Annotated in this window: 13 protein-coding genes; 10 read left to right on the top strand and 3 right to left on the bottom strand. The window is 31.8% G+C overall.

Annotated elements, in window-relative coordinates:
* Positions 1 to 3 precede the first annotated feature (3 nt).
* Both Q0772_RS00455 and Q0772_RS00450 read left to right on the top strand, forming a co-directional pair.
* Positions 4 to 1,434, top strand: a complete 1,431-nt coding sequence (locus tag Q0772_RS00455) for a sulfatase (RefSeq protein ID WP_298338652.1) — start codon at positions 4 to 6, stop codon at positions 1,432 to 1,434.
* Positions 1,435 to 1,455: 21 nt separating this feature from the next.
* A complete protein-coding gene (locus Q0772_RS00450) occupies positions 1,456 to 3,942 on the top strand; it encodes a heparinase II/III family protein (protein WP_298338649.1) in 2,487 nt (828 codons plus the stop codon).
* A 23-nt stretch (positions 3,943 to 3,965) separates the two neighbouring features.
* On the opposite strand, the gene Q0772_RS00445 is transcribed toward Q0772_RS00450, so the two are convergent.
* On the bottom strand, positions 3,966 to 5,012 hold the full coding sequence (locus Q0772_RS00445) for a GntR family transcriptional regulator (protein WP_298338646.1): 1,047 nt from the start codon (positions 5,010 to 5,012) through the stop codon (positions 3,966 to 3,968).
* A gap of 315 nt (positions 5,013 to 5,327) precedes the next feature.
* Positions 5,328 to 6,374: a GntR family transcriptional regulator gene (locus tag Q0772_RS00440; protein WP_298338643.1), complete on the bottom strand. Its 1,047-nt coding sequence runs from the start codon at positions 6,372 to 6,374 to the stop codon at positions 5,328 to 5,330.
* Between the two features lie 325 nt (positions 6,375 to 6,699).
* Between Q0772_RS00440 and Q0772_RS00435 the strand changes: the two genes are divergently transcribed.
* The 5 genes from Q0772_RS00435 (at position 6,700) to Q0772_RS00415 (ending at position 14,076) form a co-directional block, all read left to right on the top strand.
* Complete coding sequence (locus Q0772_RS00435) at positions 6,700 to 8,805, top strand: bifunctional aldolase/short-chain dehydrogenase (protein ID WP_298338640.1); 2,106 nt, start codon at positions 6,700 to 6,702, stop codon at positions 8,803 to 8,805.
* 98 nt (positions 8,806 to 8,903) lie between these two features.
* Positions 8,904 to 10,184, top strand: coding sequence for a sugar isomerase (locus Q0772_RS00430; RefSeq protein ID WP_298338638.1), 1,281 nt, complete (start codon positions 8,904 to 8,906; stop codon positions 10,182 to 10,184).
* An 8-nt stretch (positions 10,185 to 10,192) separates the two neighbouring features.
* Positions 10,193 to 11,569, top strand: coding sequence for an FGGY family carbohydrate kinase (locus Q0772_RS00425; RefSeq protein ID WP_298338635.1), 1,377 nt, complete (start codon positions 10,193 to 10,195; stop codon positions 11,567 to 11,569).
* Positions 11,570 to 11,628: 59 nt separating this feature from the next.
* Complete coding sequence (locus Q0772_RS00420) at positions 11,629 to 12,918, top strand: class II aldolase/adducin family protein (protein ID WP_298338632.1); 1,290 nt, start codon at positions 11,629 to 11,631, stop codon at positions 12,916 to 12,918.
* Positions 12,919 to 12,924: 6 nt separating this feature from the next.
* Positions 12,925 to 14,076: an alpha-hydroxy acid oxidase gene (locus Q0772_RS00415; RefSeq protein WP_298338629.1), complete on the top strand. Its 1,152-nt coding sequence runs from the start codon at positions 12,925 to 12,927 to the stop codon at positions 14,074 to 14,076.
* A gap of 360 nt (positions 14,077 to 14,436) precedes the next feature.
* Here Q0772_RS00415 and Q0772_RS00410 read toward each other — a convergent pair whose 3' ends face one another.
* Positions 14,437 to 15,213, bottom strand: a complete 777-nt coding sequence (locus Q0772_RS00410) for a dienelactone hydrolase family protein (protein WP_298338626.1) — start codon at positions 15,211 to 15,213, stop codon at positions 14,437 to 14,439.
* 265 nt (positions 15,214 to 15,478) lie between these two features.
* Here Q0772_RS00410 and Q0772_RS00405 point away from each other — a divergent pair, with 265 nt between their 5' ends.
* The 3 genes from Q0772_RS00405 (at position 15,479) to Q0772_RS00395 (ending at position 19,099) form a co-directional block, all read left to right on the top strand.
* Positions 15,479 to 16,885 (top strand): hypothetical protein, encoded by a 1,407-nt coding sequence (locus Q0772_RS00405; RefSeq protein WP_298338623.1) that lies wholly within the window; start codon positions 15,479 to 15,481, stop codon positions 16,883 to 16,885.
* A 68-nt stretch (positions 16,886 to 16,953) separates the two neighbouring features.
* Positions 16,954 to 17,952: a kelch repeat-containing protein gene (locus tag Q0772_RS00400; RefSeq protein WP_298338620.1), complete on the top strand. Its 999-nt coding sequence runs from the start codon at positions 16,954 to 16,956 to the stop codon at positions 17,950 to 17,952.
* Between the two features lie 154 nt (positions 17,953 to 18,106).
* On the top strand, positions 18,107 to 19,099 hold the full coding sequence (locus Q0772_RS00395) for a GntR family transcriptional regulator (RefSeq protein WP_298338617.1): 993 nt from the start codon (positions 18,107 to 18,109) through the stop codon (positions 19,097 to 19,099).

The following is a 19,099-nucleotide window of genomic DNA, read 5'->3' as shown; positions in this document are numbered from 1 at the left end:
GAGATGATGAATAAAATTTTAACATACACTTGTAGCTTACTGTTTCTTATAGTAGCATGTAAACCAAAAGAAAAAACTGTAGTTGCTCAAAATAAACAAGAACTTCAAGACAAAAGTCAAAAACCAATGAACGTATTGTTTATTGCTATTGACGATTTAAGACCCGAATTAGGATGTTATGGTGCACCGCAAGTAAAATCACCAAACATAGATCAATTTGCAAAAGAAGCTGTTGTTTTTAATCGTGCCTACTGTAATGTGCCTGTTTGTGGTGCTTCAAGAGCTAGTTTATTAACAAGTATTTTACCCACAAAAAATCGTTTTATAGATTATAGAGCAAAAGCGCAAGAAGACGTACCAAATGCAAAAACACTGCCAAGTCTTTTTAAAGATGCTGGTTATACTAGTATTTCAAACGGAAAGATTTTTCATTACAATAAAGATGTTCAGGAAGCAAGTTGGAGCGAAAATCCATGGATGCCAAAAGGAGGTCATCGTGTAAGTTATGATTCTACAACTAACAACGTAGTAATGAAATCAGGAAATGGTCGTGTATATGAAGCGCCAGATGTTGAGGACAGCGCATATCCAGATTATAAGATTGCACAAAAAACGATTAAAGATTTACGTCGTTTTAAAAAATCAGGAGAATCTTTTTTCATGGCTTGCGGATTTTTTCGTCCTCATATGCCGTTTTATGCCCCAAAGAAATACTGGGATATGTATGATAGAGATGCCATAGCAGTTGCAGACAATCGTCATTTACCTGAAAATGCTCCTAAGCCTTTAAGAGGTAGTACAGAATTTAAAACCTATAGCTTTGGTGATTATAAACCAAATACGGAAGCGTTTCATAAAATGATGCGTCATGGTTACTATGCTTGTGTGAGTTACGTAGATCAAATGGTAGGTGATGTGCTTAAAGAATTAGAAACGCTTGGTTTAGCTGAAAATACGATTGTAGTATTATGGGGCGACCACGGTTGGCATTTAGGAGAGCACGAGTTTTGGGGAAAACACAATACCCTGCATAATGCATTACAAGTTCCACTAATTGTAAAAGTACCAGGAAAAGCCAAAGGACAACATACCGAAGCTATGGTAGAGAGTGTTGATATTTACCCAACACTTTGTGATTTAACTAATTTAGATACACCTGATTACATCATGGGAGAGAGTTTTAAATCTGTTCTAGATAATCCCAAACAGTCGTTTAGAGAAAACGCTTATGCGCGTTTTAAAAAGGCGGATGCTATTGTAACGGAAGGTTTTACCTATTCATTATATGAGAATGGTGAGGAGATGTTGTATAACCTTAAATTAGACCCTGAAGAAAATAAGAATGTCGTAAAAAATAACAGCTATATTGAGGTCCTTGAAGACATGAGAAATGCGCTAAAGATAAAGCAAGAACAGGCAATTAGTTATAAATAAAGTATTATAACTTTATAATAAATGAAAATAAAAAACCTCTTATTATTTTTAGTTCTACTTACTGTTATTCAAATACATGGTCAAGTAAAAGAACGTCCTTTTATCTTAGTTACAGCAAAAGAGAGAAACCAAATTCTTGATAAAATAGATACCCAACCTTGGGCTAAAGATATTTATGAAAACTTAAAATTGAAAACTGATTTTCAAGTTAAAAAGTTTTATAAAAACCCAACAGCATACATTAAGAGGTTGCCTTTTAATTGGTCTAAAAAAAAGAAAAATAGTTTTCCTGCTTTTCTAAAAACAGACCATATAGAAAATGGAAAACATAGAAATTTAGACAATGCTACAGAAGAGGAGTGGAAACCAGCAGAATTACTAATTACCTATTTACAAGTTGCACTTAATTGTGGCGAGCTGTATTATTTAACCCAAGATGATAAGTATGCTTATGTAGCTAGTAGTATTCTGTATTCGTATATAAAATCAGTACAACAATCAGAAGTTTCTAGTTGGAAAGGTAGAGGAGGATGGTTGTTTCCATATGATGGTTTTAGAGAAGTTCGTGTTTTGGGCTATAGACTGCCTTTAATCTACGATTTTATTCATCCTTATCTTAAAAATGAAGGCAAGTCTTTAGATATTATTCAGTCTAAAAAAGTGAATTTTCCGTTTGAAGAAGCACAAACTGTTTTTAAAACCTATGCAAACATTACCGTAAATTATGGGCAAACTGGCTCCAATCATTCTGTTTTAGAAGCACCAAGTTTGGTCTATAACGCTTTAGCTATGGATGATTTAGCTGAGCGTGAAAAATGGTTGAATTATTTCTTAATAAAAAGCACAGAAAATCAAGATGCATTATCTGTAATGTATCAAAATTATAAAAACAAAGGCGATATTTGGCCAGAAACATCACAATATTTAAATCATTCTACATCAATTTTAGCAGAACTATTGTTGGTTGTCAATAGATATAACCCGTCTTTACAATTAGGAACCAAATATCAAAACGTTTTACACGCTTTACCTAGGTTAGATTATTTTGTGTATCCAAATCATGAAATCATTCGTTGGGGAGATGGACATAGGCGAGCTCATGCACCATATCAAGCTTATGAAAATGCATATGCTTTGGCTAAAATGGAGGGGTTGTCAGAATTGCAAAACAAATTTTCACCATTAATAAGTAATGCTATTCAAAAAGGAAATTACAAACGATATAGCATTCAAGCACTTTTTTGGTATGATGAAGATTTTAAAGAAACCTCAATTGGTATAAAATTACCCAGAACAGACAGAGTATATCATGCCGGTATAGTAATGCAACGAAACCTTAGTAGTACCAATAATCCAAAAGATGGGTTAATGTGTTTTGTAGGGGGCGCACACATGGTACATGGGCACGCGGAAGGTATGAATATTGAGTTGTATGGAGAAGGGCAGGTTTTAGGTGTTGACCATGGAAGGAAAAAATATGGAAAGGATCTTCATGAAAACTACTCTAGAATCTTTGCAGCGCACAATACCGTAATAGTAAATGGTAGTTCTCAAGGCGAAGGTGGATGGGTTAATTTAGGTATAAATAAAGTTCAGCTAATAGCAATGGAGCCTGAAGTTGACAAAGCAGGTGTGTCTCCGTTTCATTCTTTTAGCCAAACTAGTTTTGTGGATGATAAAGGTGAAAAAGCAGAGGCAAAACAAGAGCGAACTCTAGCTTTAATTAGAACATCTCCAACTACGGGTTATTACGTTGATGTATTCCGTTCAAAATCTAAGTTACCAAATGAATATCATGATTATCTCTATCACAATATAGGTGATAAACTGGTTTTTGAAAATGATGATATGAGTTTTAAAAAAACACCCAGAAGATATATGGGAAATGCAAATGCTGTATGGGAACATAACAAACAATACCGTAACCCAGGTTGGCATTTTTTTAGTAATGTAAAAACTTCAAAAGCTTATGATAATAGTGTGAAGGCCACATTTCATACAAGGCGTTTGATTGATGGAGCTGTTTTTATGCAATTGTACATTCCTGGTTTTAAAAACAGGACTTATACAAAAGTAAAAGCACCTATTACTTTTGAGTCTCCTAAACCTTATAATACTATGTCTACACCAACTTTGGTGATTCGTAATAAAGGTGAAGCTTGGGAAAACCCGTTTGTAGTTGTCTATGAGCCTTTTAATCAAAATGAAGAGCCGTCTATTAAATCAGTTTCAAAAATTGAGCAAGACGGACGTTACAAAGGTTTGAAAATTGTTAGTGAAACGTCTTCTGAAACTTTGGTGCAGTATGTAATTACGCAATCAAAAAATAAGATCTTTCATAATAAGGATTTGGATGTTTACTTTAAAGGCTCTTTTGCAGTAATTACTTTAGATGCTAATCAAAATTTAAAAAGCATTTATATTGGAGAAGGGGAAAAATTGAAATATCGAACCGAGGAGATTATAACCAATACCTCAAATTCGTATTATAAAACTTATTCTAATTAATAAGGAACTATTTGGTAAATTAATTAAAGTGAATTTCTTTCAATGAAGTTAAAAGGGACTTTTACTTTTCCTTTAGATTTATTTAGAATCATTTTAGCAGCTGTCTCTCCCATAACTTTAAAATCTGTAGACATAGCGCTAATGCCTAATAGTTCTTTCAGTGGGGTATCATTATATGATATGATGCCAATGTCTTCGCCGAGTTTAAATTCATCCTCTCTAACTTGTTTTACTAGACTAACCAGATCAGCTTCTTCAATAGTAATAAATACGTCTCCTTTTTTTAGGATCATATCATCATAAATTTCATTAAGAATTTCAAAATCTAGTTTATATTCAACACAAAATTTTCTAAAACCGTGTAAAATCCTTTTTGGATAAGGGTAAACAGACTTTTCAGGATAAACTAACATTATTTTTTTGTAAGTTTTTATCTTTTCTAGTCCAGCTTTTAAGGCAGAATAAATATCGTTTTCAAAGTCTTGATAAATTTCAATTGTCTGATTACTAAAAATAGGTTTGCTGTTATCTAGAAGTATAAGTTTTTCTTTAGGAATGTCATTTACCGCTTTTAAAACCTTATCTGGGAAACTTTGATGTTTTAAGTTTTCTGTTTTAAAATGGGGCATGATAATAAAATAGTCGTAAGCAGCCTTATTTTTATCAAGTAAATTTAAAAAAAGAGTTTCGTCACAATGGTATATGTGTAAATCTGTATGAGAGTTAGCTCCAATTGAATTTATAAAATGATTATAGGTTCTTAATTTATAAGAACTTAATTTATTTACTAAAAATAAAATATTAACTTTTGAGATTAGTTTGGTTCTAGATATATAAAAGCCTTTACCGCGAATTGAGGTTATTATGTTTCTTTCTTTTAAAATACTATATGCTTTTTCTACAGTGTCTCGAGATAAATAAAACTCTTCACTAAACATATTAATAGAAGGAATCTTTTGATCCATAGTAAGATTACCTTCTGAAATATTGTGGATAATAGAATCAATGATTTGCTGGTATTTTGGTACCCTCGAATTTTCACTGATTTTTATGTATTTAATAAGATCCATTCTTGATATTATTATTTCACAGATAACAAATAAAGATTATTCTCTACAAAACTAAGGTTATTTTAGGAAATCCTGTTTAGTAAATAAAACAAATAAAATAATACTAATTAATCAATGTGTATTTGTAAGAAAATATTATGTTATTGTGTGCTTTTAACGTAATCAATACCAATAATGTAGTAAAAAGAGTTGAGATTGTGAATAAATTATAATGATTTTCATTAATAATTTCTAAAACTAGCCAATGTTACCTTTTTAAATTTATAAGAAAGACTTTTGATGATATAACCCTAACTAATTAATAGGTATCGATTATTATAAAGACTCTCTATCTATAAAACTAAAGGGTACTTTGTACATACCCTTTTCTTCGTTTATTATCATGCGTGAAGTCACTTCTCCCATTTTTCTAAAATCTGTAGATATAACAGTAATTCCTAGAAGTGCTTTGAGAGGTGTGTCGTTATAAGATATAATACCAATATTTTCGCCTAGTATGAACTCTTTTTCATTGACTTGATTCATTAAATTAATTAAGTCGTCTTCGTCAATAGTTATAAATAAATCGCCTTTTAAAAGCACCATATCATTGTAAATTTCACCCAAAATTTCGAAATCCAAATTGTTTTCGCTGCAAAATTTCGTAAAACCTTTTTTTATCCGTTTTGGGTAAGGGTAAGGAGATTTATTTGGATAGATGAGGATTATTTTTTTGTATTTCGAAATCTTTTTAAGTCCTTTTTTTAAAGCATTGTAAATATCTTTTTCATAATCCTCATATACGGTAATAGCATTGCCTTCAATTGATACTTCCTTGTTATCTAAAATCACCAATTTTTCTTTTGGGATTTTGTTAATAGCTTTAGATATAGCATCTGTTGTGCTTGTGTGTTTTAAGGCTTTTGTTTTAAAATGAGGCATGATAATGTAATAGTTGTAGGCTTCATTATGTTTATTTAATAAATTTAAAAACAAAGATTCTTCACAATGATATATTTTTAAGTCAACAAATGCATTGGTACCTAAAGTATCACGAAATGACTGATAAACTTCCATTTTGTACCAGCTGAGTTTATTGACAAGAAATAAAATGTTAATTTTATTTCTTAATTTATTTTTAGCAATATAATAGCCTTCACCGCTAACAGCAATTATAATATTAAGATCTTTAAGAATATTATATGCTTTTTCAACTGTGTCTCTAGAGAGATAAAGGTCTTCGCTTAAGGTATTTATAGATGGTATTTTAAGGTCGATTTTAAAATTTTCTATGGAAATGTTATGTATGATAGAGTTGACAATTTGCTGATATTTAGGTATTCTAGTGTGATCGTCAATTTTTATGTACTTATATATTTCCATAATTAAAAATGTAAAAGAAACCTATGTTAGAGATTTCTAAAAATAGTTTTTTAGCCTGTAAGAAGTTTTATAATTTTTCTTGGTAACTTTTTAATTTTTAATGAGCTAACATCCAAATCTAATATTTTAAATTATTTGTTCTATCCTGCGATGTCCTGTACTTGTTTTTCTAAGAAAGCCGTAACATCTTTGAGTTTTTTAGCTTAGAAATACTACTGCACATTCTTGTATATATATTTTTTTTAAGACTTACCGTATAGTACAGGATACAAAAGTTGGCAGACTAATATATTTTTGATTAAATAAATTATTTTAGAATAGTAATATGGAAAACATCACAAAGACTTTTAAATACGTTGATTATCTGTGGGATGATGAAAAAGCAGCATCGTTGGGTGATAACCAAGTTGAATTATTTTTATACCGCTCGAACATTTTAGGAGCAGATTTGCGGATTACAAATTATGGTGGAGGAAACACCAGCTGTAAAACAATAGAAACAGATCCATTAACCAACGAAGAAGTTGAAGTAATGTGGGTGAAAGGTTCTGGTGGAGATATTGGAACTCTAACTAGATCTGGGATTGCTGGGTTATATACTAAGCGATTGAGAGATTTGAAAAATGTTTACAAAGGTTTACATGATGAAGATAGAATGGTTGGTCTTTTTAATCATTGTATTTATGATTTAGATAGTAAAGCACCATCTATTGATACACCATTACATGGTTTACTGCCGTTTGCTCATATTGACCACTTACATCCAGATGCACTTATTGCAGTTGCAGCTGCAAAAGATAGTGAGAAAGTAACCAAAGAAATTTGGGGAGATACAATGGGATGGGTACCTTGGCAAAAACCAGGTTTTGATTTAGGATTACAATTAGAAAAGTGTTTAGCTGATAATCCTGGTATCAGAGGTATCGTTTTAGGTAGCCATGGGTTATTTACATGGGGAGATACATCTTATGAATGTTATATGAATAGTTTAGAAGTAATTGAGATGGCTTCTGAATACATTGAAAATAAATTAAAAGAACAAGGTGAAGTTTTTGGTGGTCAAAAGGTTCAAAGTTTACCTCAAGATGAGCGTTTAGAAAAAGCAGCTCAGTTAATGCCATTATTAAGAGGATTATGTTCTTCTGAAAATAGAATGATTGGACATTTCTCTGATTCTGATGTTGTAATGGAATACATAAACAGTAATGATTTAGAGAGATTAGCGCCAATGGGTACATCTTGTCCAGACCACTTCTTAAGAACAAAAATTCAACCATTAGTTCTAGACTTAGATAAAAATGAAGATTTATCTGATGCTGATGCTATCTTAAAAAAGTTAGAGCCAGCGTTTGAAGCATACCGTCAAGAATATGTAGACTATTATAATACTTGTAAAAAGGATAATAGTCCTGCAATCCGTGATGCTAATCCAGTTATTATTATTTATCCAGGTGTAGGAATGTTTAGTTTTGCTAAAAATAAACAGACTACACGTGTGGCCAGTGAATTTTACATAAACGCAATTAATGTGATGCGTGGTGCAGAAGCTATTACAGAATATACTTCTTTACCAAGACAAGAAGCTTTTGATATTGAGTATTGGTTGTTAGAAGAAGCTAAGTTACAACGTATGCCAAAAGAAAAACCATTATCTCGTAAAGTAGCTTTAGTTACAGGAGCTGGTGGTGGAATTGGTAAAGCAATTGCTGATAAATTAGCTGCTGAAGGAGCGAATGTTGTTCTTACGGATATTAATGAAGACGCACTTATAGAAGCAAATAAAACATACGCTAGAGATATTTCTACTTATGCTATTTGTGATGTAACTAGCACAGAGTCAATAGCTAGTGCTTATAAAAAAGCAGTTGTTGAGTTTGGAGGAGTTGATATTATTGTGCATAGTGCAGGATTAGCAATTTCTAAACCTTTATTAGATACAACAGATAAAGATTGGAATATATTACAAAGCATATTAGTTAAAGGTCAGTTTGATCTAGCAAAACAATTCTCTGCTATTACTCGTAAACAAGGATTAGGAGGCGATTATATTGCTATTGCGAGTAAAAATGGTTTAGTAGCTGGACCAAACAATGTCGCTTATGGAACTGCTAAAGCTGCCCAACAGCATATGGTACGCTTGTTAGCTGCGGAATTAGCTAAGGATAAGGTTCGAGTAAATACAGTAAACCCTGATGGAGTTATTGTTGGTAGTAAAATATGGGAAGGTGCCTGGGCAGAAGGTAGAGCAAAAGCTAATGGAATTACTGTTGAAGAATTACCTGCATTTTACGCTAAAAGAAATTTATTAAATGAAATTATTACGCCAGACGATATTGCAAATGGTGTTTTCTCTTTGGTAGGTGTACTCGATAAATCAACAGGAAATATAATAAATGTTGATGGAGGTATGGCAAATGCCTTCGTTAGATAAAATAATAGTATAATTGTTTAGTTAGTTTAGTTGAAAGAAAACTTCCATAAATAACATACATTTATGGAAGTTTCTTTAATTAAGAAAAGTTTAAAAGCATGAAAGTAAGTCAGAATCAAATATTAGAATCGAATAAAAAAGGTTTAGAAAATCATAACGAAAATTTCGATTTTTTAGCAAATAAATTAACAAAACAAGGAAAAGATGTTAATGAATTAGTTTCAAAATTAGCTGATTTTCAAGTGGCAATACCTAGTTGGGCTTTAGGTGCTGGAGGTACACGTTTTGGACGTTTTTCTTTTTATGGTGAACCTTCAAATCTTGAGCAGAAAATTGATGATATTGGTGTTTTACATAGTTTAACTCAAACTGCTGGCGCTGTTTCTTTACACATTCCTTGGGATATCCCTTCTGATTATAATGCTATAAAAGAAAAAGCTGATGCATTAAATATAAAGTTTGATGCAGTAAACTCTAATACTTTTCAAGATCAAAAAGATGCATCAGAGAGTTATAAGTATGGTTCGTTAAGTAATACGAGTAAAGCGGTTAGAGATCAAGCTATTCAACATAACTTAGATGTAATTAACATAGGTAATAAATTAGGTTCAAAAGCATTAACTGTTTGGTTAGCAGATGGTTCTTGTTTTCCAGGACAGAATAACTTTCAAACTGCTTTTCAAAATACACAGGATAGCTTAATAGATATTTATAAAGGTTTACCAGATGATTGGAAGTTATTAGTTGAATACAAGCCTTATGAACCAAACTTTTATAGTACAGTAATTCAAGACTGGGGAGCTTCTTTGATGCTAGCAAATGGTTGTGGAGACAAAGCATACACATTAGTAGATCTAGGACATCACTTGCCTAATTCTAATATAGAACAAATAGTTTCTATCTTACAATTAAAGGGTAAGTTAGGAGGTTTCCACTTTAACGACAGTAAGTATGGAGATGATGATTTAACAGTAGGTAGCATTAAGCCATATGCATTATTTTTAATTTTTAATGAGTTAGTATACGGTATGCAGAATAATCCTCAGAATCCAGATTTAGCTTGGATGATTGATGCTAGCCATAATGTTAAAGACCCATTAGAAGATTTAATTCAGTCCCTAGAAGCTATTCAAGAAGCTTATGCTAAAGCGATGCTGATTGACCAAAACGCTTTAAAAGTTGCGCAGCTAGATAATGATGTTGTTAAGTGTCAAGAAATTTTGCAAGGGGCATATAGAACAGATGTTAGACCTTTGTTAGAGAAAGCAAGGTTAAATGCTGGAGGCGTATTAAGTCCAATAAATGCATATCGCGATTTAGATATCAGAAACATTTTAATTACCGAAAGAGGTAAACATACAGTAGCAACAGGGTTATAACCGTAAAAATGAAGCAAAAAGTTACAGCAGTTTTCGACATAGGAAAAACCAATAAAAAGTTTTTCCTTTTTGATAAACGCTTCAAAGAAGTCCATAAAGAATATATTTCTTTTGAAGAAGTAGAAGATGAAGATGGACATCCAACTGAAAACCTACCAGCTTTAAAAAAATGGTTAAAACAAGTTTTTGATCGTATCTTAGAAAAAAAGGAATTTAACGTTGAGGCTATAAATTTTTCGACTTATGGTGCTAGTTTTGTTCATATAGATGAAAACGGAAATCCTTTAACGCCTCTTTATAATTATACAAAATCTTTACCTAAGGAAATCGTAGATTCTTTTTTTGAAAAGTATGGACCAAGAGAAGCGTTTTTAAAGTCTACCGGATGTGTAGATTTAAGTATGCTTAATTCAGGATTGCAATTATACTGGTTAAAATATACCCAACCTGAGGTGTTTGCTAAAATTAAATACTCACTACATTTACCTCAATATTTAAGTTATGTATTTACAGGCATCCCTTTAAGTGAATATACTAGTATTGGATGCCATACTGCATTATGGGATTTTAGTAAAAAAGATTATCATGACTGGGTTTACAAAGAAGAGATAGATAAGATATTACCACCTATAGTTTCAACCGAAACGAGTATAAACATGAATTACAATGGCAATAGAATAAAAATTGGTGTTGGTATTCACGATAGTTCAGCTGCACTTTTACCTTATGTAAGAAGTATAAAGAAAAAATTTGTTTTAGTATCTACTGGTACTTGGAGTATAGTATTTAATCCATTTACTGGAGACCATGGTGTTAATGATGATTATAACAGTGATACTCTTAATTATATGCGAATTAATGGAAGACCTGTCAAGGCTACACGTGTATTCTTAGGAAATGAGTATAAATTACAAGTAGAAAAACTAAATAAACACTTTGGTGTAAATGATGAATATCATCGTAAAGTAAATTTTGATTACGATACCTATCTTGAGATTAAACAAGACTTTAAGTATTGTTTTAAATGGGAAAGTCTTGTAGATGAAAACATGCCTGAAAAAACATCTTTTTATTTTGACAAGTATGAACATGCATACCATCAAATGATGACAGAGCTTGTACTCCTACAAATTAAGTGTATTAGAGAAGCGTTGGGAGCTGATAAAATTGCTCGAATATATGTTGATGGTGGATTTAGTAATAACGATATATATATAAAATTACTGTCTCATAATTTTAATGATAAAAAGTTGAGTACAACAGATGCATCACTTGGTTCAGCATTAGGAGCAGCAATTTCAATTTCAGATAAAAAATTGAATTCTAAATTTTTAAAACAAAATTATGCGCTTAAAAAGCATGTTCCTTTTATAGTCAACGGTTAATTCAAGTGACTAAAATAGGTGTAAATTAATAATAAAACCCATTTCTAAATCAAAATACGATGTCTAAAAACATAAAGTTAATTCACCCGAGAGATCAAATCACTGAAATTATTAGTAGAGTTTATAAAAGAGGAATGACCACAACTTCAGGTGGTAATATTTCTATCATAGATGAGCAAGGTGATATTTGGGTTACACCTTCGGCTATTGATAAAGGTTCATTAAGAGCTTCAGATATTATTTGTGTAAAAAAAGATGGAACTATTATTGGGAAGCATAAACCTTCTTCAGAATTTCCATTTCATAAAGCTATTTACGAAGCAAGATCAGATATCAAATCAGTTATTCATGCACATCCACCAGCTTTGGTGTCATTTAGTATAGTTCGTCAAATTCCAAATACGAATATCATTTCTCAAGCAAAGCACATATGTGGACCCATAGGATATGCTAAGTATAGGCTTCCAGGTAGTGAAGATTTAGGAGATGTTATAGCAGATGAATTCAAAAAGGGATATAAGGCAGTAATCATGGAAAACCACGGTACTGTTTTAGGTGGAAGTGATTTAACAGATGCTTATGAGCGTTTTGAAGCTTTAGAGTTTTGTGCAAGGACTATAGCTTACGGATCTCAAATTGGAACACCAAAATATTTGACAGACCAGCAAATAGATAAATTCGAATCTCAAGCAACAGGTGTTTTGCCAGAAATGGAAACTACTAACTATACATCTGAAGAAGTTGCCAAACGTTTGGAGATTTGTAAAATAGTTCAACGTTCTTGTCAACAAGGTTTGATGATTGGTTCCTATGGGACAGTATCTATGAGATGGAAAGGTAATGACTTTTTAATTACACCAACAAATGTAAACAGGTGGGATTTAGACTTGGAAGATATTGTTCAAATAAAAGATGGTAAACGCGAAAAAGGAAAAATACCAAGCAGAGCCACATGGATTCATCAAGAGATTTACAACCGAAATCCTGATGTCAATTCAATTATTATGACGCAATCACCATATTTAATGGCATTTGGAGTCACTGGAGAATATCTTAATGTAAGAACGATACCTGAAAGTTGGATATTTTTACAGGACATAAATTTTGTAGAATATGGACACCACTTCAGAGAAAATAATAATTCAGAAATTGTAGATAATTGTGCCACAGCATTGATTATAGAAAACGATTCTGTAATTGTAACTGGTGATAAATTATTACAAACATTTGATTATTTGGAAGTTGCAGAGTTTAGTGCAAAATCTATTGTTTTAGGAAACTCATTGGGTGATATGGTTCCAATAAACGATGAACAAGTAGAAGATTTAAGAAAAAAGTTTTTATCATAAATAAATATGGCGGCAATAAATTTTGATACAAGATATCCATCAATAGATGATTTAAGAACAAAGGCACAAAAAAAGATACCTAAATTTGCTTTTGAGTACTTAGATGGAGGATGTAATGAAGATGTCAATTTAATCAGAAATACATCAGAGTTAAGAGAAGTTCAATTAAAACCAAATTATCTACGTAAGCACCATGGTTCATCTTTAAAAACCAAATTATTTGGAATTGAATATGATGCACCTTTTGGAATTGCACCCGTTGGTTTACAAGGTTTAATGTGGCCTAATTCTCCAGAAATTTTGGCAAAGGCAGCATACGAACATAATATCCCTTTTATATTAAGTACAGTAACTACAACAAGTATAGAGCGTGCCGCGGAATTAACAGAAGGTAAAGCTTGGTTTCAATTATATCATCCTACAGAAGATAAGCTAAGAGATGATATAATCAATAGATCAGCGGCTGCAGAATGTCCAGTTTTAGTAATTCTTTGTGATGTACCAAGTTTTGGGTTTAGACCAAGAGATATTAGAAATGGTTTGGCAATGCCCCCTAAAATGAATTTGAGTAATATTTTACAAGCTTTTGGTAGACCACATTGGAGTTTGCAAACTCTAAAACATGGTATACCTAATTTTGCAAACTTACTACCTTATATGCCTAAAAACCTTGACTTGAAACAGTTGGGTAAGTTTATGGACCAAACCTTTTCAGGAAGGCTAAATGAGGAAAAAATTAAGCCTATCCGCGATATGTGGAAAGGAAAGTTAGTTTTAAAAGGTGTAGCCTCTGAATACGATGCGGAACAGGCAATTAGACTAGGATTAGATGGTATTATAGTGTCGAACCATGGTGGTCGTCAGTTAGATGCAGGTCAATCTACAATAAAACCACTTTCAACTCTAGCCGAGAAATATGGAGATCAAATTGAAATTATGATGGATAGTGGTGTGCGTTCTGGACCTGATGTAGCCAGAGCTATGGCAAGTGGGGCTAAATTTACTTTTATGGGGCGTTCATTCATGTATGGTGTTTCTGCATTAGGAAAAAAAGGAGGCGATCATACGATCTCTTTATTAAAAACTGAGTTACAGCAGGTAATGGAACAATTGTGTTGTGAAAAAACTAGTGATTTTCCTGAGCACTTGATAAAGTAGAATTACACTAACAGATTAAACTTTAAACAATATTAAAGCACCATAAACAATTTATTAATATGCAGTTTATGGTGCTTTAATATTTTTTTGGAAATTTTAATAATATCATGAAAGCTACGAATGGTTTACATTTTTAAGAAACTTATGTAAATAGAGAACAGTTTTGAAGCCACACAAGTATTTCATGCAGGATAGAAAAAATTTGGTATAGGAGGAGCTTATGGTACGCATTTTATAATAGAATATTTATATACAAAATGGTTTGCTAAGTATTACTAAAAAAACTCATTTATATATTGTATATAAACACTCAGTTAAATTTCATTTTAACTAAGTATTTTTTTAATTGAATACATGTTACTAGTTTTCTTTGGAAAAATTAAGCATCCAATCTATACATTCAATATAGCTAAACACTTTTTTGTTTCCTTGTGAATGATTAGCTCCGGGAAAAGCAATAAACTTTACGTTTTTATTACCAACCGCTTTTAAATGCGTTGTCATCTTTTTTACTGATTCTACATTTTTTTCATCTTCACCACCTACCATTCCAAATATAGGAAATCTAGCTAGCTTAGTGAAGTTATCATTTTCAGATACACCACTAAAACCACATGGTGCAGCAGCTGCAAAACGCTCTGGAGATTGTTGTATCCAATCCCAAGAGCCTCGTCCTCCCATACTATGTCCAATCACATAAATACGGCTATGGTCTATTTGTTCATATGTTTCAAGTATATAATCTAGCATAATGTTAAGGGTATTAGGATTCCACTTTTCAAAAGAATTTGGTTCTAAGAGTATTAAGTCTTTCTTAGCTAATTCTGCAAGTGAGAGCCCTTTTACTTCAGCAGAACGCTTAAGTTGCTCTTCTATGGTCCATGCCTTTCCACCTCCACCATGGAGCGATATTAGAAGTGGTAGTTTTTTAGTAGTTTTTGTTTTAGGAAAGGCCATAAACGCTGTTTTTTTTAGCCCACCTAGTCTAGGGTACAATTCATCGGGCCAGTTTACCAAACTTACTTCCATACTGTTAAATCTATTGTTGATGGCACTTAGCACCTTGTCAATATTTGAGCTTTGTTGAAAGCTTGATAGTGTAAATAAGGTGAATAGGGTATATACTGCTTTTCTCATATATTAAATTTAATATAAATTATAAAAATAAAAATACAGTAATATTAAGTAATATCTGTCCTGACATAACCTGTTTAATTTCAATTATAAATTGAAATTATTATTGGATTCAATCCTAGTAAAATAAGTACTCTGATATTTTATTCTTAATTTTAGCGGTACAGTACAGGATAGAATAAATTAATACACATCATATTTTCGTTTTCACCATGAATCTAAAAAGATTAATTGTGGACAAATACTACTAACCAAAACTAAATTAACTATGAGTCAGTATAATATTGAAGAAGATGTAGAAGAAATAGCAGGAGGTGAATTTGAAAGAACTCCCGTTCCTCAATCTAAATTAAAAGGCTGGAAAAGCTTTATAGGAATGTATGCAGGAGAACATGCTGCGGGAACTGAATTTATGATTGGTCCATTGTTTCTAACGGCAGGTGTTAGCGCCTTCGACTTAATTGTTGGTTTACTTTTAGGGAATTTATTAGCAGTTTTAAGTTGGAGATTTTTAACAGCAGAAATAGCAGTAAAAAATAGACTTACTCTTTATTATCAATTAGAAAAAATATGTGGTAAAAAATTAGTAACCGGATATAATTTAGCAAATGGTATACTGTTTTGTTTTCTTGCTGGTTCTATGATTACAGTATCTGCCACTGCAGTTGGTATTCCTTTTAATATGCCTATGCCTAAGTTAGATGATACGCTTCCAAATGGAATGACTTGGATAATCATTGTAATTGTAATAGGTGCAGTAATCTCAGTCATCGCAGCTAGAGGTTATGATACAGTTACTAAAGCAGCGAATTGGATGTCACCTATAATCGTTTTAGCATTTGTAGCTTGTGGTATTGTGGCTTTAGGACAGTTAGGAGTAGAAAGTTTTTCGGATTTTTGGGATATATGGGGAGAAGGTGGTGAACCATTTCCAGGGCAAACTAAATTCACATTTTGGCATGTTGTTATTTGGTCTTGGTTTGCTAATGGTGCTATGCATATTGGTATGTCTGACTTATCAGTCTTTCGTTTTGCTAAGAAAGCTAAAGCAGGTTGGGCTACAGCAGCAGGTATGTATGTTGGACATTATATGGCGTGGATAGCAGCTGCGCTATTATATGCAGTATATTTAAAATCTCCCGAAGCGCAAGCGTTTTTATCAACAAACTCTGCGCCTCCAGTTGCACCTGGACCAATGGCATATAATGCTATTGGTGTATTTGGTATTATTGCCGTAGTACTTGCTGGCTGGACTACCGCTAATCCAACAATATATAGGGCAGGTTTAGCATTTCAAGCTATACTACCAAAACTATCAACTGCCAAGGTTACAATATTAGCAGGAACTGTGGCTACTATAGCTGGTTTATTTCCTGCGTTTGCTATGAAATTATTAGGTTTTGTAGCATTATATGGATTTATACTAGCACCATTTGGAGCCATAATCGTATTTGAACATTTTTATCATAAGAAGGTAGGAATTATTAAAAATTATGCTGAACATGCTAATTTAGCTTTTAACAAATCAGTATTTCTAGCATGGGCTGTGAGTTTTGGAATATTTTATTTTATCTCTATTCAGTTCGATGTGTTTTTATCTTTTGTAACACTACCAGCTTGGTTACTTTGTGGTATTTTATTTTTATTTTTTAGTAAAAAATTTCAGAAGCGATAAGAATAGAGTTTATTATAATCAAATAAAAAACATACCTTAGAGATTCCTAATTGTTTAAAATTAAAACAATGCAATCTTTAAGGTTTTTTATTTTCTATCTCTTTTTTACTTCAACAATATTAAGTTTTTCACAAAGTTTTGTTTCTGGAGGAATATGGGAAACTATAACAACTATAAACCAACCTTTAGCACGTCATGAAAATAGCTTTGTTCGTGTTAAAAATAAGTTTTATTTACTCGGTGGTCGCGGTATAAAACCAATTTCAATTTATAATGTAAAGACGAATACTTGGAGTCAAGGAGCAAAACCACCTGTAGAGATTCATCATTTTCAAGCTGTTACCTATAAAGGAAATATTTACATATTTGGAGCCATGACTGGTAAGTATCCATACGAAACGCCATTACCCAATATTCTAATTTATAATCCTAAAAAAGATATTTGGGCTGAAGGCGCTGAAATCCCAAAAGAAAGACGTCGTGGTTCTGCGGGTGTCGTTATTCAAAAAAACGATGCATATATAGTTAGTGGTATTGTAGATGGACATAATAGTACACATGTACCTTGGGTAGATGTTTATGATTTTAAAACCAAAATATGGAAAATTTTAAAAGATGCCCCCAGACCAAGAGATCATTTTCATGCTGCAATTAACGATGGTAAAATTTATGCTGTTGGTGGTAGAAATTCTTCTTACGCTACGAAGCAAACATTTCAATTAACCATTCCAGAAGTAGACGTTTATGATATTGATACAAATAATTGGACGACTTTAGGTAAGGAAAATAATATTAACGTTCAACGTGCTGGAGCATCTTGTGTATTCTTAGGAGATGATTTGGTATTAATAGGAGGAGAAAGTATATCTCAAAAAAAGGCACATCATGATGTTGATGCATATAATATAAAAACTAAAACTTGGAGAAAGCTTAATAATTTAAAAAGAGGCAGACATGGTTCTCAGGCCATAGTTTATAAAAAAGAGATTTATATAGTTGCAGGAAGTGGTAATAGAGGTGGTAAACCCGAGTTATATTCTATGGAAAAATTCGCAAAATATAAATAATTCCGATTCGCAAAAATTTATTAGACATATTGTTCGTTTATTACAAAATAATACCGCTTAACATATTCTGTTTTTAATATAAAAAAGCAGTAAATTATTTTAGAGAAACAATTTTATATTATATTTGCAAACCAGAACAGAACAGAACGGTTTAATGAGTATAAATTTAACCATTAATATTAATAGTGAAGTGCCAAAATATCAACAATTGGTTAACGCTATAAATAATGAACTTGCAAATAATAAGTTAAAAAGTGGTGATGCATTACCTTCTGTTAATTATATATGTAATACTTATCAATTATCCAGAGATACTGTATTTAAATCTTATTCTATTCTCAAGGAACAAGGCGTTATAGAGTCAGTTCCCAATAAAGGGTATTACATTGCAAATGATACGCGAAAAGTACTATTGGTGTTAGATACTTTTAAAGCTTATAAAGAAGTAGTTTATCATTCTTTTGTAAATAATTTACCCGATAATATTATTACAGATGTTCAATTTCATCATTATAATATTGACAACTTCAAAACTATTTTGAATAACAGTAAGGGCAAGTATTATAAGTATATTGTTATGACGTTTAATCATGATGATGTCCCTTCGGTGCTTTCAGATATTGACAACGAGAAGCTGTTGCTTATAGATTGGAGCATACACTCTAATGCAGATAATAATTATGTGTTTCAAGATTTTGGTAAAGCTTTTTTTGAAGCTTTAAAGCCAGCTAATAGTATTTTTAAAAAATATAAGAAACTAATTTTTCTTTATCCAACATTTACGTTTCACCCAGAGGAAACTATTGATTATTTTAAAAAATATTGCAAATTATTTCAATTTGACTATGAGATAATATCAAACCCAAAATTATTTGAGGTAAAAAAGAATGTAGCATATATCTCAACTAGCGATAGAATGTTAGGGCAATTTTTAGAACAATGTAAAACAAATAATTTAGAACCTGGTGTAGATGTAGGCTTTCTATCCTATAACGAAACACCAACTAAAAAATTTATTTATAAAGGCATTTCGGTTATTTCAACAGATTTTAAAGCATTAGGAACCAAAGCCGCAGAATTTGTAACTCAAGATAAACCGATGCAACATTATGTACCAACAAAATTAATAATTAGAGACTCATTATAA

The sequence above is a fragment of the uncultured Algibacter sp. genome, assembly GCF_947490405.1.
Classification (GTDB): Bacteria; Bacteroidota; Bacteroidia; order Flavobacteriales; family Flavobacteriaceae; genus Algibacter_B.
The sequence above is the reverse complement of the archived record's forward strand: the minus strand, read 5'-3'. Positions and strand labels throughout refer to the sequence as shown.

Bases quoted from the DNA above. Each gene is read 5' to 3' on its own strand.
- Q0772_RS00440 (WP_298338643.1), bottom strand. From the start codon at position 6,374: ATGGAAATATATAAGTACATAAAAATTGACGATCACACTAGAATACCT.
- Q0772_RS00400 (WP_298338620.1), top strand. From the start codon at position 16,954: ATGCAATCTTTAAGGTTTTTTATTTTCTATCTCTTTTTTACTTCAACA.
- Q0772_RS00405 (WP_298338623.1), top strand. From the start codon at position 15,479: ATGAGTCAGTATAATATTGAAGAAGATGTAGAAGAAATAGCAGGAGGT.
- Q0772_RS00415 (WP_298338629.1), top strand. From the start codon at position 12,925: ATGGCGGCAATAAATTTTGATACAAGATATCCATCAATAGATGATTTA.
- Q0772_RS00435 (WP_298338640.1), top strand. From the start codon at position 6,700: ATGGAAAACATCACAAAGACTTTTAAATACGTTGATTATCTGTGGGAT.
- Q0772_RS00420 (WP_298338632.1), top strand. From the start codon at position 11,629: ATGTCTAAAAACATAAAGTTAATTCACCCGAGAGATCAAATCACTGAA.
- Q0772_RS00450 (WP_298338649.1), top strand. From the start codon at position 1,456: ATGAAAATAAAAAACCTCTTATTATTTTTAGTTCTACTTACTGTTATT.
- Q0772_RS00410 (WP_298338626.1), bottom strand. From the start codon at position 15,213: ATGAGAAAAGCAGTATATACCCTATTCACCTTATTTACACTATCAAGC.
- Q0772_RS00395 (WP_298338617.1), top strand. From the start codon at position 18,107: ATGAGTATAAATTTAACCATTAATATTAATAGTGAAGTGCCAAAATAT.
- Q0772_RS00425 (WP_298338635.1), top strand. From the start codon at position 10,193: ATGAAGCAAAAAGTTACAGCAGTTTTCGACATAGGAAAAACCAATAAA.
- Q0772_RS00455 (WP_298338652.1), top strand. From the start codon at position 4: ATGATGAATAAAATTTTAACATACACTTGTAGCTTACTGTTTCTTATA.
- Q0772_RS00430 (WP_298338638.1), top strand. From the start codon at position 8,904: ATGAAAGTAAGTCAGAATCAAATATTAGAATCGAATAAAAAAGGTTTA.
- Q0772_RS00445 (WP_298338646.1), bottom strand. From the start codon at position 5,012: ATGGATCTTATTAAATACATAAAAATCAGTGAAAATTCGAGGGTACCA.